General features: G+C 46.0%; 24 protein-coding genes. 8 read left to right on the top strand and 16 right to left on the bottom strand.

Translation table 11 applies throughout. The features are described from left to right. Positions 1–110: 110 nt before the first annotated feature. The 3 genes from ABD744_RS19180 to ABD744_RS19170 are packed head-to-tail and all read right to left on the bottom strand — an operon-like array spanning position 111 to position 4,310. Positions 111–1,217 (bottom strand): NAD(P)/FAD-dependent oxidoreductase, encoded by a 1,107-nt coding sequence (locus tag ABD744_RS19180; protein ID WP_344800191.1) that lies wholly within the window; start codon positions 1,215–1,217, stop codon positions 111–113. Between the two features lies 1 nt (position 1,218). Further along, positions 1,219–3,306: a LodA/GoxA family CTQ-dependent oxidase gene (locus ABD744_RS19175; RefSeq protein WP_344800190.1), complete on the bottom strand. Its 2,088-nt coding sequence runs from the start codon at positions 3,304–3,306 to the stop codon at positions 1,219–1,221. 14 nt (positions 3,307–3,320) lie between these two features. Further along, entirely contained in the window at positions 3,321–4,310 is a 990-nt protein-coding gene (locus tag ABD744_RS19170) for a ferritin-like domain-containing protein (RefSeq protein WP_344800189.1), read from the bottom strand. A 523-nt stretch (positions 4,311–4,833) separates the two neighbouring features. Between ABD744_RS19170 and ABD744_RS19165 the strand changes: the two genes are divergently transcribed. Together ABD744_RS19165 and ABD744_RS19160 are read left to right on the top strand one after the other, a co-directional pair. After that, positions 4,834–5,364 (top strand): hypothetical protein, encoded by a 531-nt coding sequence (locus ABD744_RS19165; RefSeq protein ID WP_344800188.1) that lies wholly within the window; start codon positions 4,834–4,836, stop codon positions 5,362–5,364. Positions 5,365–5,366: 2 nt separating this feature from the next. Continuing rightward, positions 5,367–5,699: a hypothetical protein gene (locus ABD744_RS19160; protein ID WP_344800187.1), complete on the top strand. Its 333-nt coding sequence runs from the start codon at positions 5,367–5,369 to the stop codon at positions 5,697–5,699. A gap of 94 nt (positions 5,700–5,793) precedes the next feature. Here ABD744_RS19160 and ABD744_RS19155 read toward each other — a convergent pair whose 3' ends face one another. Beyond that, complete coding sequence (locus tag ABD744_RS19155) at positions 5,794–6,192, bottom strand: winged helix-turn-helix transcriptional regulator (protein WP_344800186.1); 399 nt, start codon at positions 6,190–6,192, stop codon at positions 5,794–5,796. Between the two features lie 139 nt (positions 6,193–6,331). On the opposite strand from ABD744_RS19155, the gene ABD744_RS19150 reads away from it, so the two are divergent. Continuing rightward, a complete protein-coding gene (locus ABD744_RS19150; protein WP_344800185.1) occupies positions 6,332–7,255 on the top strand; it encodes an alpha/beta fold hydrolase in 924 nt (307 codons plus the stop codon). 26 nt (positions 7,256–7,281) lie between these two features. Here ABD744_RS19150 and ABD744_RS19145 read toward each other — a convergent pair whose 3' ends face one another. After that, a complete protein-coding gene (locus ABD744_RS19145; protein WP_344800184.1) occupies positions 7,282–7,689 on the bottom strand; it encodes a DUF4267 domain-containing protein in 408 nt (135 codons plus the stop codon). A gap of 637 nt (positions 7,690–8,326) precedes the next feature. On the opposite strand from ABD744_RS19145, the gene ABD744_RS19140 reads away from it, so the two are divergent. Further along, positions 8,327–9,100: a hypothetical protein gene (locus ABD744_RS19140; RefSeq protein WP_344800182.1), complete on the top strand. Its 774-nt coding sequence runs from the start codon at positions 8,327–8,329 to the stop codon at positions 9,098–9,100. Between the two features lie 9 nt (positions 9,101–9,109). Here the strand turns inward: ABD744_RS19140 and ABD744_RS19135 are convergent, their stop codons facing one another. After that, positions 9,110–10,480, bottom strand: coding sequence for an ankyrin repeat domain-containing protein (locus ABD744_RS19135; RefSeq protein WP_344800181.1), 1,371 nt, complete (start codon positions 10,478–10,480; stop codon positions 9,110–9,112). 264 nt (positions 10,481–10,744) lie between these two features. On the opposite strand from ABD744_RS19135, the gene ABD744_RS19130 reads away from it, so the two are divergent. Beyond that, on the top strand, positions 10,745–11,179 hold the full coding sequence (locus tag ABD744_RS19130) for a hypothetical protein (protein WP_344800180.1): 435 nt from the start codon (positions 10,745–10,747) through the stop codon (positions 11,177–11,179). A gap of 129 nt (positions 11,180–11,308) precedes the next feature. On the opposite strand, the gene ABD744_RS19125 is transcribed toward ABD744_RS19130, so the two are convergent. Then, positions 11,309–12,649 carry a DUF945 family protein gene (locus ABD744_RS19125; RefSeq protein ID WP_344800179.1) on the bottom strand — a complete coding sequence of 447 codons (1,341 nt, stop codon included), beginning with the start codon at positions 12,647–12,649 and terminating at the stop codon, positions 11,309–11,311. 187 nt (positions 12,650–12,836) lie between these two features. Between ABD744_RS19125 and ABD744_RS19120 the strand changes: the two genes are divergently transcribed. Beyond that, positions 12,837–14,270 carry a hypothetical protein gene (locus ABD744_RS19120; protein ID WP_344800178.1) on the top strand — a complete coding sequence of 478 codons (1,434 nt, stop codon included), beginning with the start codon at positions 12,837–12,839 and terminating at the stop codon, positions 14,268–14,270. A 406-nt stretch (positions 14,271–14,676) separates the two neighbouring features. Here ABD744_RS19120 and ABD744_RS19115 read toward each other — a convergent pair whose 3' ends face one another. Both ABD744_RS19115 and ABD744_RS19110 read right to left on the bottom strand, forming a co-directional pair. Then, on the bottom strand, positions 14,677–15,249 hold the full coding sequence (locus tag ABD744_RS19115) for a VapC50 family PIN domain-containing toxin (RefSeq protein ID WP_344800177.1): 573 nt from the start codon (positions 15,247–15,249) through the stop codon (positions 14,677–14,679). Continuing rightward, positions 15,249–15,704, bottom strand: a complete 456-nt coding sequence (locus ABD744_RS19110) for an excisionase family DNA-binding protein (protein ID WP_344800176.1) — start codon at positions 15,702–15,704, stop codon at positions 15,249–15,251. The genes ABD744_RS19115 and ABD744_RS19110 overlap by 1 nt, the downstream gene beginning before the upstream one ends. A 505-nt stretch (positions 15,705–16,209) precedes the next feature. Between ABD744_RS19110 and ABD744_RS19105 the strand changes: the two genes are divergently transcribed. Then, entirely contained in the window at positions 16,210–16,545 is a 336-nt protein-coding gene (locus ABD744_RS19105) for a type II toxin-antitoxin system RelE/ParE family toxin (protein ID WP_344800175.1), read from the top strand. Between the two features lie 78 nt (positions 16,546–16,623). Beyond that, positions 16,624–16,929 carry a helix-turn-helix domain-containing protein gene (locus ABD744_RS19100; protein WP_344800174.1) on the top strand — a complete coding sequence of 102 codons (306 nt, stop codon included), beginning with the start codon at positions 16,624–16,626 and terminating at the stop codon, positions 16,927–16,929. A gap of 47 nt (positions 16,930–16,976) precedes the next feature. Here the strand turns inward: ABD744_RS19100 and ABD744_RS19095 are convergent, their stop codons facing one another. The 7 genes from ABD744_RS19095 to ABD744_RS19065 all read right to left on the bottom strand — a co-directional run bounded on the left by ABD744_RS19095 (position 16,977) and on the right by ABD744_RS19065 (position 25,168). Further along, positions 16,977–18,752, bottom strand: a complete 1,776-nt coding sequence (locus tag ABD744_RS19095; protein ID WP_344800173.1) for an SUMF1/EgtB/PvdO family nonheme iron enzyme — start codon at positions 18,750–18,752, stop codon at positions 16,977–16,979. A 13-nt stretch (positions 18,753–18,765) separates the two neighbouring features. After that, positions 18,766–20,028, bottom strand: coding sequence for a hypothetical protein (locus tag ABD744_RS19090; RefSeq protein ID WP_344800172.1), 1,263 nt, complete (start codon positions 20,026–20,028; stop codon positions 18,766–18,768). A gap of 64 nt (positions 20,029–20,092) precedes the next feature. After that, the gene (locus tag ABD744_RS19085; protein WP_344800171.1) at positions 20,093–20,941 is read right to left on the bottom strand and encodes a hypothetical protein; all 849 of its coding nucleotides are present in this window, start codon (positions 20,939–20,941) and stop codon (positions 20,093–20,095) included. A 338-nt stretch (positions 20,942–21,279) separates the two neighbouring features. Further along, entirely contained in the window at positions 21,280–22,899 is a 1,620-nt protein-coding gene (locus tag ABD744_RS19080; RefSeq protein WP_344800170.1) for a long-chain-fatty-acid--CoA ligase, read from the bottom strand. A gap of 136 nt (positions 22,900–23,035) precedes the next feature. Continuing rightward, on the bottom strand, positions 23,036–23,845 hold the full coding sequence (locus ABD744_RS19075) for a trypsin-like serine protease (protein ID WP_344800169.1): 810 nt from the start codon (positions 23,843–23,845) through the stop codon (positions 23,036–23,038). 68 nt (positions 23,846–23,913) lie between these two features. Continuing rightward, positions 23,914–24,156: a hypothetical protein gene (locus ABD744_RS19070; protein WP_344800168.1), complete on the bottom strand. Its 243-nt coding sequence runs from the start codon at positions 24,154–24,156 to the stop codon at positions 23,914–23,916. Positions 24,157–24,193: 37 nt separating this feature from the next. Beyond that, on the bottom strand, positions 24,194–25,168 hold the full coding sequence (locus tag ABD744_RS19065) for a chymotrypsin family serine protease (protein ID WP_344800167.1): 975 nt from the start codon (positions 25,166–25,168) through the stop codon (positions 24,194–24,196). Positions 25,169–25,275 lie beyond the last annotated feature (107 nt).

Here is a 25,275-nt window from a genome sequence, read left to right as displayed (position 1 = left end):
AAGATCATTTTTCCTTTGTTACGTCACCAAATATTTAATTTGATGCCATTTAAATAATCACTCAGATTTTCCGACCCAAAATACAACGCACTGTCGTTTATCCTGCGCTTTTAGGCGCTCATTCGCCTCTGCCAAAACTCCGAGTCAGTCCAACGCCGTTCCAAACCATACGAGTGGTTTCGGTTTTTCTGGTAAATGCGGAACTGTTGTTGCACTTGTTGTGAGTAATCGGTGGTTACGTTCTTTGGGTCTTCAAGCCAGTTTTTTACTTTGATGCCTGCCATTATTCCGTGTTTGATGCCTTTGAAAATGCCTTGGGCGCTGATGGGGTCAAAGCTTGCGGCGGCGTCGCCGATGGCCATCCAGTTGTTGCCTTCCAGGGTGGGGAGTATGCCGGAGTAGATGGCGCAGCTGTGGTAGCTGGTGGCCTGGAGTTGAAGTTTTTCAGCGTTCGGGCCAACAAAGGTGGTGGCGGCGAGGGCGTCTTCAAAGCCTTGGTGGTTGTGCTCTCTCAAGTGAGGAAGGATTTCTCGCTCGGAGACGATCATGCTCACGGCTTTGTTGTCTGGCAGCAGTGCCTGGTAGTACCAACCTTGAGGCGTGGCTTCGAGTTGGATTTGCTTGGTGCCCTGGTCTTTGGTAACGCGGGAGAAACGAACGGTGGCGAACAGTTGGTCTTCGATGGTTTTGTGGATGTTCAAGGTACGAGCATAGCGGGCTTTGGACCCGGTGGCGTCGATCACGAAACCGGCCTGAACAGGGAAGGGCGCACGGTCTTCGCCTTGAGCAAGCAACAGGGTATGGGAGTGGTTATCTTGGGTGCCTATGAAGCGGGTATTCCAACTTAGTTGGGCGCCCATAGCTTCGGCTTTGTCGGCCAACATTTTGTCAAAGGCACTGCGGTTGAGGCGCCAGGAAGGCCCCAGAGGGTTGACAATAAAGTCGTTATAACCGGGTTTGTCATGTCCCCATACCGATGCATAGCCGGGGCAGGTCTGGTGGTTGGCCTGATAGAATTCTCTGGCCACACCTAACTGCTTTAAGAGCAATACGATTTCCGGGGGGCAGTTTTCACCAAGACGCTCTTGGCCGGGTGTTTGCCGTTCCACCACCAACACCGAAGCTTTGGTGTTGGTGCGAATGGCGATGGCCGCCGCTAGTCCAGCGGGGCCACCTCCCAGTATCACAACGTCGTAATGGGCTTTGAGCGTTGTCATATTAATGTGGGCATCCTCGCTTCTTCTTTGTTGGGTTGGCATTGAAGGGCCAGGCAGGCACTGGGTCTGTGGCATCGCCGGGGTTGGTGAGTTGGCTTTGAACTTCAAGATAAAGCTCTGGCGAAAACTTCTGGGTGTCGCAGCCCTCTCTGTCGCCGTCTATGTTGGTGCCTTGAACAATGATGCCGATCTTATCCCAATCCTGAACCGATTGCAGCGGGTCTTGGAATGTTGCAGCGGAGGCCGGGTTGACGGCATAGGTGCCTTTGCCCCGAATCGACCACTTCTGTTGTGGTAATACATTGTTATAAACCTCTTCGGCCACATAAACCGCATCCGGGCGCTGTGAAGGCCAGGACCAGTAAAGCGTGGATTCAGCGCCGTTACTTTCATTCACTCCGTCGGTGTTGATGGCGGTGGCGTGAATGGAGCAGGAGTTGTAATCCGTTTGCCACGGGATGGCCATGAACTTGGAGATGTCGCCGGGCTCCAGGCCGTCGGTCATGTTGTGCAGAGGAATCCAGCCAATGTTTAAGTAAGGTTTGTCTTTGCTCAGTTCCTCGTAAGTCAGTGGGTATTGCTTGATGCGGAAGGGGCCAGAGCCTGAGGTTTTCCAGTCCTGTTGATAGATGTCTTTTTCCATGATGGTGTAGCTGACTTCGATGCCCGGCACGTATCGCCCACCCAGGCAATTGGCCATGGACGCCATATCGAGAATTTCCCCTGGGCCAAGTGCCGTACCTTCGCCTTTTTCAAACTGGTTTTTGCTCCATTGCTCCAGCATGAAATATTGGGTTTTGGTGACGGTTAAAAACGAGGTGCCTGCCGCGCCTAAAGAAAGCGGCATTAAAGGTGCGCCAATGTTGGTTTCATCTTTGTTGGGGTTACGAATGAAGTTCAATGCCGCCATGATGGTTTCGTTGGGGTCATTGTCTTCAGTAATGGCTTCTACTGCTGTGTGGGCGTGCAAGGCCAAAGGCGGCAGGTTGGCCGTCCAGCGTTGCAGGTTACAGGCAATGAAGATGGGCTGAATGTCTTGGGTAAAGTTGGGCTTGTAAGTCGGTTTGTATTGGCACTTGTCTTCGTGGTGGGTGAAACCGTAGAGATCTGGCTGAAGCCCTAAGTCCCGGACGAACATGTTGTAGACGTCATCCCATACGGAAACCACATTTCGGATTTGTGGTGCATAAGCGGGATCACCACACACCACCCAGGCGCCAAAGGCTTCTTCGGTGCTGCCATCGTCAAACACCAGGGTGACATTTACCGGGCCATCGGAGGCAGAATCAAACCAGCCTACGTTGTTGAGGTCGCCAGTCATTTGAATGGGGACACCGTATTCATCGTATTGCCCAACGGCATTGCCGGAACTGGCTAAAACCAATAAACGACCTTCATCGTCGGTGCGTATTTCACCTAAGGTGTCCAGCGGCCCACTGGGTTCATACAGTTCATCATTAGTGTCTTCCGGAAAGCGGATCGGGTATTTGGGCAAGGGCACTATCTCGCCACCCGTTTGTACGCATTTGGCTTCGGAACAGCGATTAAATTTTGCAATATCGCCAGAACTGGCACTGATGGCTCGGGGGCCGGCGTCAATCATTAACCGATTAAGGCGATAATCCGAATCAATGGTGCCATGCACTTCCGGGTTACGCATTTGCGGTACCTGGTTATTGGCGTAGGCTTCAATGCCTTTGTTGTTGACCACGTTGTAGGCGGCGGCTTTTTTGTTGGCTAAGTGGCTGGACCAGATCAGGTCTTTGACGGTTCGGCCATCGGCCAGTGTGGTACCGACGACGACTTGAGTACCCGCGCCGCCTGGGTAGCTGTCTTCGCCATCAAAATCGTAGGCGTAGATACGAAAGCGAGCGGCTTGTTTTTTTAAATTGCCGTCTTCATCTCGTAGGTCGTTGCTGGTGACCGGAGTGTTTTGAGTGCCTTTCTTAATCGGTAAACCGCCGGTGATGTCGGTGCCTTTTTGAGGCAAACCTGCACTGGTTTCGGGTGAAAGTATGTAATCTTCGCTGGTACCAAAACGTGCAAAGTTAACGCTGGGGTGTACCCTGAATACAGTTTTGTTGGTCATGATCGGTGCATCCCTTAGTGCTGATTAGTTTCGCTGAATTTTGGTGTGACGCCGTGCTCCCAGCAGTTTCGGAGTGCACCGCCAACGCTGGCCATAACCGGGAAGAAGTTGTCGGGGTTTTCTCCACGGAACAGGCTTTCAAGCAGTTGCGTCAGTTGACCGAATTGCTTCACCAGAATGTTTTGAAGTTGGATGTCTTCAGGCGTGTATTCGCTGACGGGTTTGGTACTGAAGGTTTCCGGTAACTTGCAGCCGTCTGGCCCGCCTGCGTCTTTGATCTGATTGAACTTTACGAAGTGATCTTCGCTCGGTTCGGTGTCGTCGGCGGTGTTTTGGAACACGGAAGGCACGGTTGGGTCTTTCTTGCATTGGCCTTCGCCCTGATCCGTGATGAGGTCAATCAGCAGTGAGATTTGATCAAAACCAGCACCGCCGGATTCTGTGACCGTCATGTTTGGCATGTTGCGATAGAAGGCGGAGAAGTAGTCCACCTGACGGACGCCGCCTTTGATGTGGCCTTTTAATAAAGAGGCTCCAAAGCGCAGTGCATCGTAGAAAGCGCCAATGGTGCTGTATTCGTTGATGAGGCTTTCCAGAAGAATTTCGAGTGGCGGTGGGTCAAATTCTGGTAATTCCACCAAGCACATACCGTTAATGTGCTTTAGGTCGAGCGGTCCGATTTCTGCCGTGTAAGGCATGTATGGCTCAGTTTTCTCGCTGGGGTCGAGCTTAAAATTGAGGTGAGGGATTTTGGTGCCCTGGTACACCGGCGGTGTGATTTTCGGAGAGAAACCATAGGCATTAGCGATGTTTGCAGCGCACTGGAGATGCAGCATTTCCTGGTTAATGATGGTTCGGATGAGTTGGTAAGCGTCGGATTCACGGTCTTTGATTGAGTACATGGCGGACATGTAAAAAGGGATTGTCCATAACTCTAAGTCCACGGCGGCTTGCAAGTGGTCTTCGAGGTGCTCCAAGGCCCAATCTGTATGTTTAATATTCATGAGATTCCATCTTTATTATGTTTTGGGTGGATGAAAGCATTTCACTGCTTTTCCAGAGCAAAGCGGCACTCTTGCTGTTCGTTGACAGTGACTTCCGTGAGCAAGGTGTACTGGCTATCTCCTCATAGCCGAACTTTGGTCTTGGATAAAAGCGTTGTGAGCCCGGCTGTCAGACAGAGCCCTGTTTATAGATATAGTTAAGGAAGGTCGAAAAAAGTATTACAGGGGATTACACAGGGGGATGAAATGAAGCTGTGTTAAAAAGCCTGCCACTCTAAGTACGAATTTAGGATCGTCACAGTAGGCTTCTACAACTCACCCATCTGACGTAAACGAAGAGAATCTATAATTGATGGCTTTAGGACTTAAGGTAAGTTCGTTAAGTTAACGTTGATACAGAGAAACGAAATGGATTTGATCCTGTATGTTCAGGTTTGAACTCTTTAAAACCCCATCGGGATTGAAGGGGCTAAGAGGTACAGTTGATCAGGTCTTCTGCCGCAAAGCGCGATATTAGGGCTTTATGCTCAATGTTCTTCATAAATGGAGGAGATATGAAGAAAAAATAGAAGACAGCAAATACACAATCTTGGGACCAAATGATCTTTGGCAATTCTATACCGGGGTTGCCGGAATATATCGTGGTGGCGGCAATTCCTCAGATTCAAAGATTTTGCGTGCCAGTGGTCCAAGAGTGAAGGACGTTACTATAATTTACGACCCTGATCATGAAATTGAGATGGTTGTACCAAATCCAAGCAAGGGCCTGTCATTTGCAAGTAATGTAGAAAAACTTTCCAAAAATCCAATAATATCTGGTCACGTTTGGGTATTGCCAAAAGGAGAAAGTTTACCTGAGGGGCTAGTATTTAATATTAAGGACTTCACTCATCCGCTTCTAAATGTATCACGTAAGATGTCATTGCCCGAATTTACCGAAAAGTTGAGAGTATTAGCTGGGAAACTCAAGCCAGCTAAAGTTAAGATAGAAAAAGGTACTGGTCGGATTATCGAAGAGTATCCCGGTGTGCTTAAAAAAGCAGAGGCAAGCTAAGAATGTCTAAACGAAATATTTTTCTGCCAAACGAACTCATCAAAGAAATAAGTGTGATAGTTCATAATCAGGGCTATGCAGCCTTGTCTCATGTTTTTAAAAATATTGATTTAGAGAATGCAGAATACTTAACAATTGATGAGTCTGAAGCAAGGTTATTAATCCGTTTAGCGGATATAGAAATGTCAAAAGCAATTCTGATGTATCCGTTTAATGATGACGAAGAGGACAATTATAATCCTGAGCATGAGGAAAAATATGATGACGTAATGATGGGTGTTTATGAAAAAACCTATTATTACTTGCAGTCTGAATTTGAAGAGCTAAAGAACTAAAAGATCCTAACAAAGCTCAGCACTGCGGCGTCCAAAGCTTCGTAACTTTGGACGTCATTAAGGGGCTTTTTCTGATACACAAAGTATTTTCAGGTTATTGATTGTCGGTCTTTTCATTGTGCTCTTGATCGTATTGGTTGCGTGATGTTTTGATTTCATCGAGGTGTTCGTTGGCCCATGAGACCAACCCCCAAACGGATTTTGTTAAGCCCTGGCCCAACTCCGTTAACTTGTACTCCACTTTCACCGGAACCTGAGGATAAACCGTTCGCTCAACAAAGCCGTCCCGTTCCAGTTCACGTAATGTTTGCGTTAACATTCGTTGCGAAATGCCCTCAATTCTTGATTTTAAGGAGTTGAACCGGTCGGCCCCATCCGCCAGGCTGAATAAAATTAATATCGACCATTTATCGCCGATTTGAGCCACTACATTTCGTATGGGGCAGTTTTCGTCCCGGATAAAGATTCTTTTGCCTGTTTCGTTGTAATTCACGATGAGTCCTCGTTTCCATGGGTTCCCAAAAAGTAACTTAGGCAGATAATAGTGCCTAATTGTAGGGTAATATTCAATTGTGTATCTTAGTATATATTAGTAACCATAAGCATGATTGATTTATATTAAAGGTATCGTTATGACTCATTCTTTACTTAAAAAAGCGCTTTCGGAATATGCGTCTAATGTTGCGGAATCCAAGGTGGATCTCTTCTCTCCAAATTACGTGAAAGTTGGCAAATTCGACATAAGGTATGTTCTATATGAAAAGAAGAATGCACCTACATTAGTTTTGCTTAATGGCTTGCCTCAAAGCATCAGAATGTGGGAAAGCGCCTGGGAGTCGCTGTGTCAGAACTTCAATATACTGGCGTTTGATGTTCCTGGGTTTGGTCTGAGCAAGGCCGAAGAAGCCGATATGTCGCCCAGGCAGCTTAGTCAGTTAGTCATTCAGGTGTTTGATCACTTTGGCATTGCAAAGGCGCATTTAGTTGGCCCGGACGTGGGCGCCCCGATCACACTTGCAACGGCAATTAACCACCCAAACCGGCTTGAGAGCATTAATATTTTTGATGGCCCGGGAAGTTACCCGCCCAAGCTTTCTCCTATTTTGAATGCCGTTATTAAGTCTGGTTTGGTGCGATGGATTGCCAAAGGCATCAATAAAAAACCGGTGATGAAAACCAATTTCATAACGGCAGTGAAAGACGGCTATCACAGTTACCGGCCAACCAAGAGAGCCATTCAAGAATATTATGATATTGCCTTTAACGAGCAATCGCACAGGTGCGCTATTTCGTTTTTTGGCAGTTATCAAAAAGATCTGACCTGGATTCAGGAGCGGCTGAGTAGCATTAAAGTTCCGGCCTTGATTACCTGGGGTAAACTTGACCCGTTTGTTTATGTGAGTAACGCTGAATTTCTATCTGAACAACTTCCGAACAATAAACTTAAAGTCTTCGAGCATGCCTCTCACTTTTCTTCGGAAGATGCCGGAGAAGAGTATACCCAAGCCTTAACAAACTGGTGTTTGAACGAATACAAACAAACATTCAGGGGGTGAGGTTCTAAGCGTCAGCGGATGGATTATCAATTTGGGGAAGGGGAGGCAATCATCTCTTCCTCCCTGACTATCTTATAAAGCACCCAGGCTGTACACAATAAATACACGATCGTGATGAGGTGTTTGATGACCACGCTTGAAGGCGCGTCCGCCTGAAATGCCAACCAGGCATCCGTGACTGGCATCACGACACCGAACAGCGCTGCGGCAGACAGAATTTTGTAATTTCTTAAGTACAGTAAAAATCCCACAATCAATGCTACAAACAAGGTTCGGGATGCGTAGATCTGTACCCAATCGGTATCTTCGAGAGAGACTAACGAAGTGCCTCTTACGTTTGAAAAAGATACAGGATCAAGAAATGCAAACAGCGCATAGAAAGCTTGCAGGAGTGCCATCAGTAAAACCAGAACGAACCCGACTTTTTTAAGCATTTGGAATCCAGTCATTGAGAAAAGTTGAAGATTTCTGCTTGTCTTGAGTGTTAGACGATTGAAAGTCGGGAAAGATTGCTTGATATTTAATGGAGCGAATCTGCTTGAATTGAATCACGAGAAATTAGATGGCTTTTGTACAAACAACGCATTTTTTCAGGTTGCGAGAGCAAGTATCGCAAATTGCCCAAGCATTGTTTCTATAATGCCGGTCAGCGCCGCTGTTACTGCAGTCCCATGTGTTATCACACTCAGGGCAGGTTCCGAAGGATCTTACCAAGTAGTGGTTTTTGCAGTTTTCACTGCAATAAAGAGGCACTGGTGTAGATTTTTTCTGTTGCTTTTCATTCGCTGAATTTCTTTTCTTTGATTTAAACGGTTTGAAAATATTCACTGAGGTTTCCTATGGCTGTGCCTTTGAATGGGGAAGATCGGTAAACATGCTTTTTAATATTTATTTGCAATCATTCAATTGTAAATCTCTCCCGGCCGAATCACGGAGCGACACCTTATTATCCTTATCACTCTTTTTTTATCGTTACACCAGTTCACATTAACCCCGCTAAATTGCACCGCTCCGGTAAATCCAGTAGAGTTCGCGCCACTTGTAGAGGTTCACAGTGAGTGATTGAGTATTATGAAAAGTGTAAAGGATTTTTCGCTGGTTGCAGGCGCAATGACCAAAGCGTTGGCAAAGAAAATTTCATTTTATCCTGCGTCGGATAACATGCGAGATATTTTGGCAAAGCATCCTCAGTTGGTGGTGGCTTTAAATCACGGCCCTATGCTTGGTCCTTTGGCCAGTACAATTGCTCTGAATAAGTTGTACATGGAGCATGGTGGCGAGGAGCGTAAACCTATCGCGATTATGTGGCGCTTGTTCTATCAGATTCCCTTGTATAAATACGCCATTCAATACATTACTCAGGTGGATCGAGGGCTGAATTTTGAAGAATTTCTGGCGAAGATGGAAAACGGCGGTTTCACTGATTTATTCGTAAAGCCAGAAGGTGAGAACTGCAATTATGGCAACGGTTTGGACATTGAGCCCTTCCTGAGTCCTCGCTTTGTCGAGTTTTCATTACGCTTGAACACACCAATTCTAGTGTTGGTGCATAAAGGCTCTGAGAACTGGGCGACGACGATTCCGGTGACAAATAAACTGGATCGCGTGTTAAGTAAGTTACCAAAGAAGAGCTTTGATCGAATTAAAGAAACCCGGTTGTTGAGTATTCCGACCATCTTGAAACGATTAAAAGAGTTAAAGGTTATGTATCAGTTGTATTATCCGGAAATTACCGCAGCGGACTTGCCGACTGATATTGATCAGCGAAACGCGTTATTGGCCGAAGAGGCCAATAAAGTGCGCGCGGTGATGCAGTCCATGATTGATGAGCTGAAACGTCTTTAACTTTTTTGGTTAAAACAGCTCGTCGAACAGGTATTTGGCTCCCCGGTCAATCATCTCATCCTGAATGGTATCAGTGATCGAGTCCGTCACTGTTTCCTCGGCGGTTCCTTCGGGTTCGGTATAGCTGGCATCGTACCTTTGTGCGTTATAGTTAGGAGCGCCGTACCCATGTGCATCGCCCCCGGAGGTATCGTAATTGGGTTGGGGTGATACATAGTTACTGTGGTGGGTGGTGACCGGCGGTTCGGCTTTCTTGGCCTGAGAAAGCAGTTCTTGTTGTCGTTGAAATTCGAGTCGTTGTTTGTGCAGTGCATCGATTCGGTCGCCCTTGTAATATTGGCAGGCTTCGGGAGCGCCTTCAAAAAAACATACGCCGTCCCCATGGGCCAAACCTTCTTCAAACTCACCTTCAAAGACTGGTTGGTCGAGTTTTAACAAGCGACCTTTGATTGGATAGCCCGCTTGAATGAGACCTTCAAAGCGCTCCTGATCATAAGGGTTTATTGCGGCACCATTGCCGTGAGCGAAATCGTTCAAACAACTGTTCCCGGTGTAATACCAATCGTAACTTTGCATGGCACAAACCTGATTATCGCCCAGTTGTTTTGCTTCTTGTTGGATGGTTTCAAAATCTCGTTCATCCACTGCTGTTGCGTTGCTGTTCTTGGCAGGTTGGCTGGCCACAGTTTTATTCATGGCCGTGTCAGTGGTTAATCCTTTTCCGTTTAACGCCTCGCTAGACGCAGTAAAGCTAGCGGCACTATGCATTTGGTAGTTTTCGATAACGGCTATGGTTTGTTGGTATTGTTGGCGAGGGGTATTGTAAATGGCTTCTTTTCCAAAATGAGACAGGGCACTTTTAAGGCTTTCAGCTGGTGTTTGGCCTAAGGCATTGGTTGCTTCGGGGTTGGCTCCGTTTTCAAGTAATACTTGGGCTACGCCGGGTTTGTTTGCGTTGTGCAAGGGCGTCCCTTGGCTGATGTCTTTGTGGTTCACCTTCGCCCCGTTTTCAATCAGCGATAATGCTGTGTCTGCTGTGGCAGCGAACTGAAGAGGCACCATTTTAGCGTTATTGAGGGTTAAGTTTGGGTCGGCGCCGTATTGCACCAGCAGCTCGATCATTTCACGGTTTTTACCCATTTGACTGGCCGCCGCCCAATGCAGTGGTGTGAAATTTGAGTTGTCCGGTTCATTGGGGCCTGCGCCTGACATGAGCAATTTTTCCATCCCGTTCACATCGCTGATCAGTGCTGCTTCATGCAAGGCTGGTCGTTCGGACGTGGATGCACTTTGTGGATCTGGGCCGGAAGCGCAACCATAACTTAAAAGAACGAATACGAAGACAAGCAGTTTACCGGAATACTTAGTCGATAGTTTCATGGGTGATACTCAATACTATTTGCTTAGAATTGATTGAAAAATAGCCTTTATTTGATAGTAGTTGAGAGCAGCGGACTTTGCTTGGCTGGCGGAGCAACTGAGTGGGGTATTGGGTTGATCGTTGTTCTAATAATTTTAAGACGCGTTTTTAACGGGTTGGTGTTGGGTTTCTGTGACGCAGTTAATATCGTCTTTTTTATGAAAAAGGTTTCATGTGTACGCTGAATTACTTATTAAAAATAACAACTTATATAGGGATATAACGTGTATTCATTGTTAAAAACGAAACTCATTTTGATACTGATTATTTTATCGCCGATGTCTTTTGGGTATGAGTTCTTTTTAGGAAAAAATGCGTTCTCTACTGAGAACATTTCTAAACAACTGTCTGAAGATTATGGCGTTGAACTCAACGTATCCACAGTAATCGTAGCTGGAGACAAAGGCAGTAACTCGAATTATCAAAAACAGTGGGAAGTTTTGAATGGCTTAAATGCCGAAGCCATGCAATTAATCACTGTTTCTTCGTTATCCGATGAGGAGTCTGGTCAGGGGTATTATACGGACAAAGCGACGGCTCAAAGCATCTTGAAGGGTACGAGTTTTAAAGTCATGGTGTTTTCCTCGGACGGTCGGGAAGTGTTGAGTCAGAATAAACCGGTGTCAGCTCAAACATTGAAAGCCGCGATCAATCAGTAGAATTACGATCAGTAGGCTTAGTCAATCGAACTGATCAGCAGAAATAAGCAGTAATCGAACGAATCAAAAAAATCCCGCGCTGAAATTCAGGGCGGGATTCTAGAGCTGGCTTACGTTAAAGCACTGGAATTACTGGACTTGCTCGTCTTCAGCCATTTTCATCATGATGCCTTGAATCACGGATTCCAGCGGAATTTCTTGCTCATTGACCGTTAATTTACCGTCAACCAGTTTGATTTCTGTAGACACTTCTTTGTCGGTTTGTTTTACGAAACCTTGCTCAATAAACTGGGCAATCATAGGCGCGGCAGGCGTGCTAAGGATGGCTTCGTTATCCGCTCTGGCGATGAAGTTTGCTTTGAACGCTTTTGGTGCCAAATCCGGCGATGCCAATTGCATTAACTCAACACCTTCAACGCCTGTGAAAGCTACGTCTAAATCGGCAAACAACTGGCCGCCAAAGGCAGAAATTTCCATTTCCTGATTCAGTTCAAGCCCAGGTTGGAGCGTTGCTTCTAACAAGTCTTTGAAGAAAGGATCGTTTGAGAAAGACGCCGGCATGAACTCTTCGGACTTTTCGTTCAGCTCTTCAAACATCTCAAGTGATTTTTGAGTCAGGCCGTTCAGCTCGATATCGTAGCGGGCAGCACTGATCGGGAAAGGTGCCTGGATTTTTGCAACGCTGTAGCTCATCTTAGTGTTGAGCTTGTCGTTTACGACTTCGGACACGGTATCCAAACCGATGTTGGTCAGGTTGATTGGACCCGCTGGTGAGAACACGTTCATTTCGCTGATGTTCAGTACAGAGGTGCCTGTGTTCATTCCGGACTCATGTTGAGCAAACGTGGAGTCAATGACGAAGGCTTTCATTTCCAGAGAGCCTTCCTGATCTTGGATGATCAGCGATGGTAAGTTTAACTGGGCGGTGCCATTAATGCTCGCCATATCCCCATCAATGTTGATGGTTAGAGGTTTTACCTGAACAGTGGACTGTGTATCCGGGTCTTCGAAGTTGACTTCGTGCGTCTTTAATTCGGTGCCGCCGTTGCCAAGCAGGTTGATGTGGCTGTTGCCGGTCAGCAGTGAGCCGCCAAGGTGCTCATCTATGAAGGCTTGCATGTCTTCAGGGATGCCTTCCAGGTAAATCCGGTCTTTAGATGTGATTTCAAAAAAGTACGTGCCTTGATCCGTTACCGAAATGGGTAAGTGTTGAAGCTCGGACTCGATCACAAATGAAAATGGTGGAATTTCCGTATCAGGCATCGTGTATGTGATTTTTATAAGCGCTTTCGAGTCTGCGTAGCCTCGTTCAAATGACGTGCCTGTGACTTTAAAAAATTCATTTTCTTCCTGTTGAATCAGCTCAACAGATTGAATGTACTGGTCTTCGGCAATGGTTCCCATAACCCAAGGGCTGGCAGCGCCAACAGCGGCGATAGCAATGGCCGAAACTAAGAGAGACTTACGCATATTTAAATCCTTTTAAGGGCATCAATTTTGGGGGCATTTTATAATGCACTGGGATTAAGTACATTACTTTTCTGTTGAGAAATGTTTTTTAGTGACGCATGGCCACAACCTAAATGAAATTATAGGCGGTGAATGGCGGTATATACTTCAGAAATAAGATTGGTTTTTGGGAGGCTCTGAGTCGACTATGCGCTTTGGTTTTTTATCGCTCCTTGTCTGTTTTTTCAGTGTATTGCCGTGTCTGGCCAGTGCAGAAATTTATTCTGCAAAAGCTATGGCGCATGGGCAAGAACAGGCGAAAGAACAGGTTTTGGTGGAGCTGGCAAGTGCGCTGTTTGTTCATATCGAAAGCGAATCCGTCAGTGTTTCGGACAGCCGGAAAGGTGTATCTGCCACCTCCACTACAAAAATGTCGACGAATTTACCGATCTTAGGTGCTCAGGTGAATTGCTTTCCCAAGCAGACAGAGGTTATGTGTCATGGGGTTTTGGATAGCAGTCACTCGGCTCCGTTGTATGTCCAACTTTTAACTCAGTTGAAAAGGGAGATTGAAAACACGCAGAGCTTGCTTGGAACGTTAGATCAAGCGACGCGAGTTGAAACACTCAACGAATTGTTGAATAAGGTGCATTATTGGTCTCAGCTTCATAAGGTACTTGGACTGTTGGATGCCCAAGCGGCTCAGTCCTTGTTTCTTGCCGTTGAAAAAGCGCACTTGCAAAGCCTGCTATTAAAGCACCAACAAAAAGCAACCAGCCTGAGTTTTGCGGCAAAACAGTTATTAAAAGGGGTCATAGACAAAGCTAAAAATAAGGGCGTTAAGCATAATGTGTATTTAGCGCCGGCCACGCCCGTTAATTCACGAGAAATAACTCAGTTTTCCAACCAGCTCAAGTTGCATATGCAGGCCGCAATGGCGGGGCTGTCCACCAGTTACGCAAATGCAGACCACTTTTTACGAGGCGAATATCTCGTACACTCATCGGGGATGACGGTGTCGTATGTGTTAACCAATCGAATGGGTGACATCATCAGTACAGAGGTGGCGGAGTTGATACCCGCCGTGTACGAGGGCATGAGTTACCAGCCTCAGACGGTGAATTTTGATCAGTTATTACATTCCGGGTATGTGGTGAGTTCTGACTTTCAGGTGAGCATACAAACCAATAAAGGGCTGAGAGATCTTTCGTTTGTGGAAGGGGAGGTCGTGGAGCTATTCGTGAAATTAAACCAGCCTGGGTATTTTTATATCGTTGGCCATACCAAAAATGCGTTAGGTGAAAAAAGTTACCTTTTGGAGCTACAGGACGCCCCGGATAACAACAAATTTATTCAATACGTGAATCTGGATGATGCTAATCGTTGGGTTTCAATGGGTGAGTTTCAGGTTGAACCGCCTTATGGCCTGGAGGGGTTGCAAGTGCTTGCATATAAGAACAAGCCTTTACAGCTAATTCCCGGTCATTACTGGGATGGACGCTATTGGGTGGTAGCCAATGACCTTGCGACGGGGGTGGCAACTACGCGGGGGTTGGTGAAAAAAAGAAAAAAAGAAGACGGTTTAAGTTCTGTGGAATCGGTCATTACGTTTCATACTTTTGCAAAACGCGCCTCTGATTAGGTCTGGACTAATAGATATGAGTGGGCGGGTTTACGATCCTCTGATGGCCGATTCCTGAGTGCCGGTCTGTTGGTGCAGGCGCCGGGGAATTCTCAGAGCTTTAACCGTTATTCGTATGTGATGAATAACCCTTTTAGTTTGACTGATCCGAGTTGGTATGCCCTGGTATAACCCCTTCACATGGGATTGGTCTGGTGAGTCTGTTGCATTAGAAAATATCTAGACCGTTGGTACTAACTTTCTTTCTTGTGGTCATATTTACTAACTCCAGTTTGGATTATTATCCTTAACTGGACTGTACAAACCTATTAGACCACCTCACTTTTGAGGCAATACGATTATCAATACGACTAAAGAATTTTAATTAGTTGGGTCTGAGACCTTCAGTAAATTATTTATAATTCTCTTAGAGCATCCATTTAAGCTGCTTCAAGCGAGAAACTGTTTGAGGCAACTGCTGTCTCAGTAGTAAATCTAAATATTCTTCAGCAGTGAACGGTGGATTTTTAAGGCTTGCTCTTTGACGTTGAGCAGCTTGAAGTACTGAAGCAATATTTAAGTCGCATAGATCCATGATGAAGTCATCTGGATGTATAGCCTTCAAGTTATACGGGGCTAAGGCCTCATCAGGAAAGTCTTTCAAGTTGAAGGTTATAATAGCTTCCGCACGTGTTTGAATAGCAGCGGCTACAACGTGTCTATCGTCCTGATCTGGCAGTTCAATCGAAGGGATTAGATCTCGATAGCCTTCGACCAAACAACCAGGTACATTTCGATTCATCAACTCACGGACTCGTTCCAACTTAGCAGGGTCAATATCTGCTCTCTGCTTCAAAAGGTTACGAATCCATTCATCATGGATGTCATTTGTCCATCGAGCTCTGAACTGATCAGACAGAGCTAGGTACATCAATAAACTGCGAAGAGGTGCAGGATAAAGAACGCAGGCATCGTAAACGACAGTAAAGTTAGAACTCATTAGTAACCCAAGCCTAGATCCTGATCCAATTCAGACAGCTCTTCTAATGTAGTGAGCCGTTGTTGTTCTAGATTGTCTTTGTAGGCTTTCACATCAGCAAACTTAACCTTTCTTCGGTTGCCTGTTCGTGTATATGGAATCGTGTCTTCATCTAATAACTTGATGAATGTTGGTCGGGATACATTCAGCATATCGGCTGCTTCTTGCGTGGTTAATTCTGCATGTACAGGTATTAGCTTAACAGTGTTTCCTTCACCTAGTTCCGTTAATACATCCACTAAGAGTCTTAATGCCGAGCTAGGCACTTGAACCTGATGTTGTTCAGACGATGGATCGGTAATAAGCAATGTTTGTGTATCAACGCCACTTTCAAGGATCGCAGAAAGCTCTCGACTGCATATTTTTGCTAACGCAGATTCCTCCGCAGAGGGAAGATGATCCTGTAATTGTTGCATGGTCTTTATCTCTATTCTTAGTCTCTGATTTTAATTATTCGAAATATTCGAAAATAAGTCAATTTAAATAGCTACTAAGAGTTCTTATTAAGATCAAAGGCATATGAGCGGGCGGGTTTACGATCCTCTGATTGGCCGACTCCTGAGTGCTGATCCGTTGGTGCAGGCGCCGAGGAATTTGTTTCGTAACCTATCGGTGTGCAAATATTGCGTACTGATTCGTGAATATGGACTTATGAAATGTTATGTTTTGAACAGCTTTATTTCCTGTGAAAGAATGCGTTCCCGCACAAACCTATATTGTGCGACTGTATCAAGTTACAGAGATAGCCTTAGCAAAGGGCTTTACGATTACGGTGCAGGATGGACTGATTTGAAGAACGCGACGGCTATTAAACAAAAGAGGGCGTTAGAAATTAAAGTTCGACCTCATAGCGAGAACTAGAAGTTGTTTTAAAGGGAGGATTTTCAAGAGTGAGAATTCCTGAGCATTTAAAGTGATTCTATGAAAGAAATACGGTTCATTAATAAACAAGCGTTAAAAGAATTTAAAGGACTTCCAGAACATATTCAGAAGCGCTTTGCTTTGGACTTGAATACTGTATGTAAAGGCAAAGAGCCTTTCTCCAAATTTAAGTATATCGCTGAGAGTGTAGGGGTGGGAGCCATAGAATTAATTGAAAACGGTCGTCCGGCTTTCCGTACCGTCTATGTCGCTAAGTTCGGTGATGCTGTCTATGTCCTACATGCGTTCACCAAGACAACCAATGGCGTTGATCGTAAGGCTATGGATACAGCGAAGAAGCGCCATAAGCAGATGATGAAAGAAATTGGAGAATAAAAATATATCATTAGTGATATATTTTGAGGTTGGTGATAATATATTAATACTGATATATAAAAAATTGAGGTTTAGGTAATGTCTTCAATAAAGTTCGATAACATTTTTGATGCTGTTACGGATGACAAAGAAGAAGCGAATGAGCTACAGACCCGTGCTGATTTAATGATCGTAATACGCGATATCTTCAACGATAGTGGCCTGGGTAAGGGCGAGTTTGCGGATAAAATTGGACTGACACAGCCGCGAACCAGTAACTTGTTGAATGGTCATATTGAAAAATTCTCAATTGACTTGTTAATGACTTGTCTGTTCCGCCTTGGCTTCCGGTTCAAGCCTGTTTACGAAAACCATCAGCTCACAATGAAAGTGGAAGCGGCATAGAGAGATTGGTTTATACCTAGTAAGGAAACCGACTTTGATTAAGCCATTTAAAAGTCGGTCTTATGGTTTGAACGCTCATTCTCTCTGACTACACGGAAGCCTACCTGATCAGACTTGGTGCTTATTTTGACTGGTTGTCGGGAAGTGACTTGAATTTCATTGTGAGCCGAGTTCCAGTGGCCGCCTCTAACCACTCTTTGTGAGCAGTTGTTGCGTTCATACGCTGAATGATCGGAGGGCGCGCCATAGTAATTCGGGCGCCAGCAATCTTGTGTGTATTCCGCGACGTTGCCCAAGGCATTGAATAACCCGAATGCATTGGGTTGATAGCTGTTAACGGGAAACGTCTTACCCGTTTTAACCCAGGAAAAACAATGTCGGCAATTCGCCAGGATACGCTGCTTTTGTTTCAACGTTTGAGCGCATGGGTGAATCTCGTTTTTTTGAAAGCCTCGTGATTGATCGATTCGGCTCAAGGGCAAGGCGGAGCATTGAGCGAGCTCATTGCCCCAGTAATATCGTGATGTGGTGGTGGCTCTGGCGAAATACTCCCACTCCGATTCGCTCGGTAAGCGGTAGTTGCGGCCGGTTTGTTCGCTCAGCCAAAGGGTGTAAGCGTGGGCATCCTGCCAGGACACGTTGATCACCGGTTGTGGCCCGCGTCCCCATTGAGCTTTGGGTAAGCGTTGTTGGGTTTGTAGGGAAAAGAGGTCGTATTGCTGAAAGCTGATTTCGTGAATGGATACCCAAAAAGGCCGATGAATATTCACTGAGTGCTCGGGCTTTTCGTGTTTTGAGGTTTCATCCGACCCCATGATAAATTCACCTGCCGGGATCAACACCAGCTTGGGCCCTAAGGATGAGTCGGTCAAAATATCTTGTTGGATTTTCCAGTGGTATTGATCTTGCGGTAATTCATAAGGCTTTTCTATGGTTTCTATGGCGGCCAATGATGGTTTAGGTTTTGCTATCGTAGACGGCTTGGTGGGCTGCTTCGGCGATTTGAGCAACGTTGAATCATTGGCTGTTTTTGCAATGGTTGTGGTGATTATTGGTTGTTGCTCGTGCGTTTGGGAAAAGAAAAAATTTCGAGTCAGCGAGGAAGATATCCAGGGCACTTGAGCGCCTTTTGTTTCTGATTGCACAGCGTTTGCTATGGCTTGGAAGGTCAGTAATACGTGTTGATTTTTTGTTTGAATGGCGTGAATCAGGCTTTTTGCATAGGGGCTGTTTCGGCCATCGCCGTCCAGTGCGACTTCCCCTGGTGAGGTGGAGTAGGCAATCAGCAAACCTTTAGGGGTGTTGTTTAGCCTTGCCAAGCCGCGCGTTGATGAGCGGAAACTGCGGGTGAGTGGGTTATTTCGACAGGCGTCCAGAATGATGATGTTTAAATCGTTGCTTGCAAATTCCATTGCAGAAATGATTCTGCCAACGTCAACAGCGTCATACCTTAGATCTCTTTCTCGCTCAATCGCGTTGTTGATAGGCAATAGGTAATTGGTGCCTTGAGATTGAATGCCGTGCCCCGCGTAATAAAACAAACCAATACCGCTGCGTTTTTTGAGCTGGTCTTCAAACTGATCAATGGCTTGCTCCATTTGCCGTTGATCGGCGTCTATATGAAGCATGACGTTAAAGCCGAGCGTTGTTAGGGTATTGGCCAAGTCGTTGGCGTCGTTTTGAGGGTTTTTCAGCGGGGCATGGAGATAGTGACTGTTGCCGATGATGAGTGCGGTTCTGGCTGGCTCGGCACGTAGGTCATTGAAAGAAATCAGCAGCCCGAGAAGGGCTGCCAGAAATTGATGTTTTGGGAACGAGCGCATAAGGGGTGTGCGATCAGTTTTTCAATTCTTGTCGCTGGATGATTTCTCCGGCCGGCGTCAAAACCAGGTGGTAGTTGTTGACGCCGGATTTAAATAAATCCATGCCGTCCTGGTATCCCGGTCGGCTGAACTTGAGTTTGTCGGCGTGTTTTAATGCATCGGATGTGTCCATGTAATAGGTGAACGGGGTTACGCCAAGATGCTTCCAGTGGATCAGTTTTTTGGTTTCAATTTGTTGTGTTTCTTCGTTGTATACATCGCGCTCTTTTTCGCGGTAGACATAAACATGTGAGCCTTGAGGGTCTGACTGGAAAGAGATTTCTTTCGGCTGGCTGCGCATGCTGATTTTTACGGTAATTTCTTCGCCCAGCCTTACCGACACGTTTTGGTATTCGGTTTCGTAACCTGGTTTGGTGGATTTGAGCGTTAGATCAATTTGGCGTTTGTTCCAGAAATCTTTGCGTTCATATATCTCATCGTAAGTGAACTTTCGAATGAACGGCGATTTACCTAAGTAGCCAAAGCTGGTGCCTTTTACGTTACTGACGTCTTCTACTTCCACACCGTCGATGTCACTGATGATTTTAATGCTGGTGGCGAAAGGTTTGAGCTTATATGAAAAGGTATTTGATTCGTCCGGGCGAATGGAAATATTTCGGATTTCCGGGTTGTAGCCTTCTTTTTCAATGTATATTTTGTTAATACGCGAGAAGTTGGCTTTGGCCGTTTCTTCTGTGTATTTTTGATCAAACGGGGTGACGATGGTTGGTGTGCTGACGGCTTTGAGGGTTTGGTCAATATCTCTGAGATGATCTTCCACCAGGTTTGCAATACGTGAGTTGCGAATGGATACGTACTCTTTCGACAAAAAGTCGACATAGCGGCCTCTGTTATCGATGAATCTTACAGTAGCGCCCGGAGGGCTGGTCTCGATGGAGACATCGGTGCTGAGTCGTTCTAAATTGATGATGGGTGTGTTTTCGTTTTTTTCACCTTTTTTAATCCCCGGAAGCACTTTTAGCTGGGGTTTATAGCCTTCTTTGGTGGCGAGCAATAGTACGCTGGTTTGAGCGGTATCTTTGGGGAAAAAATCCTCTGAGTTTGTTACTTCAAAATTACTGTCGGAGATCACTTGCCCTTTTTGCTTGCCTTCCTGGTTGATCAGCATGACCTTGGCCCCAGAGGGTTTGGTCTTTACTGTAAAAGCGGTGCTCTTACAGCTTGAAATAAAAAAAGCGGTAATGATGGCTAGAGTGATAAGGTATGCTCTGGACATGTTGAGACTCCTCATAAAGTGATGTCCTTTTCTGGTGTTCCGGTTCATGCGTTAAACTTGGTCGCTAGAGCGCTTCCAGTTCAACCAAAGTTGCTGGGTTCCTTTTGTATAAAAAGAATTCCTGTATGAAGCTTTTTTCTTTGAAATTGTTTTTCTTGACTGTCAGTTGCAGGTTAACCGATGAGGTTTCAAGGGCGTCGTAATGCTGTGAAAGCCGAACCAGTTTGTCCCATTTGAAGTCCAGCTTCAGTGGTGTTCTGCCGAGAAAACCTAACGTTCTTTCATAAATTTCTGCACCATTTGGCATAGAGTTAATTTGAAGCGTGGCGACGACTTCGTCGAGCTGAAAGGCAAAACGGTTTTCTTTATGAGGCACGATTTTGATTTCTTTGCTCAAGGGTTTGTAGCCTTTATGTTCAAGCTCTACCCATAAAGTTTCTGCGGAGTCGGGGATTTCATAGCGGCGATTGGCAAAAAATGATTTTCGGGTGATTTTAGACGTGTTGCTGAAGTTCAGTTGTTCGCCGTTTTTGTTGTGCAGCTTGATCTCGGCACCGGTTGGAATGGTTTCGATGTACAGGTAGGTTGGCGCGGAATGCAGCGTGACTAAAATGGTTTGACTGTTTTTAATGTTCAGAATGTCTCGCTTTTCTTCCAGAAAACCGGGTTTGGAGAAAGTCAGGTTTAATGACTCTCGATTCTTCCCGCCGGTCGATAAAGAGTCTTTGGCGGTGTATTCAAAATCCGTTGTACCCAGATAGCCTTGTCTTACGTCAGTGACTTTTGCGCCGGGAGGGTCTGACTTAATGGTGAGTTTATAGGTGTTTGAACAAGCAGAGAGAAACGCTGAAAAAAATATGAGAAAGAGAATGGTTCGAATCCATTGATGATCAATTGCTTGTTTTTCTGCCATACGTCGTCCGTTTCATAAAAATAAGCGAATGTGTTTTTCAGGGGCATCCATGAGACTGGTTTAAGTTATTTTTTAAGTCTCTCTATTTGGAATAGCTTTTGATTGTTTTGTGTGCAAGTTGAATGCGGCTGAAATTAGATGGCGTTCGTTTAAGGTATTTAAAAACAGTGGTTTAGGTTATATATGAATGTTTTATATGTAGGTTGTTTTTTATACTTTCTTGTTTGTAGTGTAGAAGATCGGCGTAGAAGAGAGTCGGGAGAGCGTGGGAGGTGCCGGGCATGACTTATACGAATATGACTTGTGCCGGGCAAAGTGCCCGGCATTTGTAAGTGACGTTATTTGAGCAAGAAGTCGTGGTATTGCTTTCTCACTTCGGTTTTCAATAGTTTGCCGGTGGCGGTATGAGGCAGTTGATCGACAAAAACAACTGCGTCAGGCATCCACCATTTTGCGATTTTGTCCGTCAGAAAGGTTTTGATTTCGTCTTCCGTGACTGCGCTGCCTTCTTGTTTGATGGCAAGCAGGATCGGGCGTTCATCCCACTTTTCGTGCGCGACGCCTATGACACAGCATTCCACCAGTTCCGGGTGGCCGACGGCGGCATTTTCCAGATCAATAGAGCTGATCCATTCTCCACCTGATTTTATGACGTCTTTGGATCGATCGACGATTTGCAGGTAGTTTTGCGGGTCAATCGTCGCGACATCGCCGGTGTCGAACCAACCGTTAATGAAACTGGATTGGTCATCACTTTTGTAATAACCATTAATGATCCATGGGCCACGAACTAACAGGCGGCCATAGGCAACGCCGTCTCTTGGCATTTCCTGGTTGTTGTCATCGACGATTTTCATTTCCACACCAAAAACCGGTCGGCCTTGTTTCAGTTGTAACTGGTAACGCTCTTCCAACGGCATGGAGTCCATCAGTTTGGTTTTGGCGTTGGCGGTGCCAAGCGGAGACATTTCTGTCATGCCCCAGGCGTGAACCAGAAAGGCGTCGTGATCTTCCTGGAATTTCTGAATCATGGAAAGAGGTGCAGCCGAACCACCAACCACCACGTTATCGACGGACTCCAGTTTTTGGCCAATGCTGTCCATGTGATTCAGCAGCATGAGCCATACGGTGGGAACCCCAAGCAGCAAGTCCGGTTTTTCGGCGTCGATCAACTCCCATAAAGAGGCGCCGTCCATCCCCGGGCCGGGGAGCACTAATTTAGCGCCGGTCATGGCTGCGGCGTAAGGTGTTCCCCATGCGTTAACATGGAACATGGGTACTACAGGCAACATACAGGAGTAGCTGCCGATATCCAGTGCTTCTTTGGCGATTTCGGCTTGGGCATGAATAACGGTTGAACGGTGGCTGTATAATACCCCTTTCGGGTTGCCTGTGGTGCCAGAGGTATAGCAGAGGCTTGCAGCGTGATTCTCATCCAGTTCAGGCCAGTCAAACGTGTCTGGTTCTGGCTGAATCAGTGTTTCGTAACACATAAAGTTCTGAAGACTGGTTTCTGGCATGTGTTCTTCATCCGTTAAGATAATGAACCCTTCAATGTGTTTGATCTGGTCTTGAATGGCCTCAAGTAACGGAACAAAGGTTAAGTCAACGAATAACCAACGGTCTTCGGCGTGGTTGATAATGTAAATTAACTGCTCGGGAAACAGGCGAGGGTTGATTGTGTGCAGGATTGCCCCCATGCCTGAAACGCCGAAATATAATTCGAAGTGGCGATAGTTATTCCAGGCCAGTGTTGCAATTCGATCGCCGGATGTTGCGCCTAACCGGGTCAGTGCGTTGGCCAGCTGTTTTGATCGTTTGGAGGCGTCGAGTAACGTATATTTATGAATATCGCCTTCACACCGTCGGCTGACTATTTCGGTATTGGGGTGTGTTAGGGCGGCGTGCTCGATTAAGCTCGAAATCAGCAACGGCCGAGCCATGATGTTTCCTTGCATGTGGATTCCTTTTTATCAATTGCGTGAGTCGTTATATTTTCTACATTATCGTGTCTTAATCAGTGGCTCTATCACTCTTTGGGGTTAATTTAGAGCCGAAGGTTTACACGAAGTTACGCTTTGAATGCGTTTTCGTTCAGTTCTGAGTTGGTACGGCATACCATTGGTAATGATTGGGATTTAAATCTGCGCGAATCACTCTTTGGTAGCGTGAAAAGGTATTGCAATCCCCTTGGCTGATGATACCAAGCAATAGCAACCTATCCTCTTCAATAGAAAACAGCGGGCCGCCAGAGTCGCCTTGGCAAGCACCTTTTGAGTTGTGGCGAATTTCTGCTCGCTTACTAGACAATATTTCTCCGTTCAACGGGCCTGTAATCCTGAGTGTGCCTTCGCCTTCCCCCATGCCAAATATATTGGCGGTTTGGCCATAACCCATGACAAACAGCTGTTCGGACCAGGTCAGGGTTGGCGAAATTGTGAATGATGGCCTGGATAAATCGAGAGTGTGGGTTTTAGGGTTGCGAGGTAGGGATTCTATTTTTACTAAGGCGTAATCATTTTCAAGTTTTATGTCGTACACAAACTGCCAGTATTCGTCTTTTAATTCCGTTCGAAGGTATTGGTTGTGTATTCCTACTGAAACTGGAGTCAGTTTGAAATGCGCCGAGATGATCGTTATTTCAAAGTTTTGGTCATCGAAACAATGCACTGACGTTAAAATATTTTCAGGATTGATCAGGACGCCTGAGCAGGCGTGTTTAGAGTCGGGTTGTTGGTGTAAGGCATGTTGTTTATGAATTGCGACTACGGTGTAGGCCGCTTGATGAGAAGGTGAGTTCCTGTTTGATGTTATGTCTTCACCGCCACGGATGGCTATGCTTTTGTCAGGGTGAGCAAAAAGCAGTGCAATGAACATCATGGTAAAGATAGAAGTCCGGAACATTGGTATGTACCTGTAGGGGGGCATCAGTTTTCAGAGTATAGACAATCGTTCATGTTCAGAATGAATGCTTAGCGAGCTTTAATCTCATCACTGGTTTCCAGGATGATTTGAATTCCGTTCAGTTGCTTTGGGAGCTGCTTTAAGAGTGCGGAGGTTGATTGCGTGGCAAACACTTTGATGCAGGGTGTGTTGTTGCATTCGCCTTGGCCGACTGCGACCACTCCGGGAAGCTGCATGAGCTTACCGGAATGAACGTCTAACGTTTTCATAACTAGATCGGGTGAAATATCGTCGCTGTTAGCTTCTGACATTGAGAGCCCTATTGTTATGATTAAAAGGCCGATCAGTTTAATCACCGTCTACGGTGACGCCAAAGCGGGTTAATATGGGGTCTATAGGGCTTGCAATGGTGATAGTCGAACTCCCCGCAAAGAGTAATCCCACCGGTTTACGATCATCACCTTTATTTCTGCCTTTACCGCCATCCACCACAATGAGAGAGCCGGAGTCGCCAGGAGCACTGAAATTACCTGGGGTTATTATGATCTGTCCTACAAATAGAGCGACCCCTGTGTCGTAACCCACACTGACGGTTGCGTTGGTTAAATAAACCTGACCTTTGGTGAAGCCGGTTGTGCGGCCGTACTTTTTAACTTTCATGTTCAACGTGGCGGCTGCTGTAGTGGATTTTGGGGTTCCGTAGCCATCGCTTGGCGTTGAGTTTCCCAAATCAACGGTTGAGCTTAAGGCAATGGCGGCATCCATTGTGTTGTTTCCAAGAAAATCTATGGGCTCAAAATCGGATAAAGTACCGATGTCATCTGCGGGCGAAGCACCACCATCAAAAGTACCAGGCTGGATGACCGGATCATCAATGGAAGCTAGGTTTTCATTTGCATAAACGTGATTGTTGCTGAGCGCATATACGTTACTTCCATCGGTTACCCGAGCGCCATAGGTTCCGGCAGTAATTGAAGGGTGGCCTGTTGAAACACCAATAGGAACCGGACGATCAAAGCGTGTGGTTGGGTCAATCGGATCTTCAGTGTCACCTCCGCCTGGGCCTTCGTGGTTGGTTCTATGATGTCTGCTATAAATTTTTCCTGTGACTCTTACTTGAACCGGGACACCATCCAATGAATCGGGCAATCCACCCACGAGCGGTCCTTCTGTCAAAATAAATACAGAGGCTTTACCGTCGCCTCGTAATCCAATGGCGGTGCCTACAACCCCAGGTTGGGTCATGATGGTTTGTGTATGTCGTTCTTGGGCTTCAATCGCTTTCTGTAAACCGGGCGGATTACTGTCCAATACTGCCGACATAGCGGGGAAAATACTGAAAGCTCCACTGAAAATAAAGAGGAGTCCGAGGAGAAAGCGCCTTGAAATTTTCATAAGAAATACCCAATCATTCTTCAGCAATAAATACT

Source organism: Litoribacillus peritrichatus, from assembly GCF_039537985.1.
Classification (GTDB): Bacteria; Pseudomonadota; Gammaproteobacteria; order Pseudomonadales; family Litoribrevibacteraceae; genus Litoribacillus; species Litoribacillus peritrichatus.
Note: the sequence above shows the minus strand (reverse complement) of the source record. Positions and strands in the feature narration are given on the sequence as shown.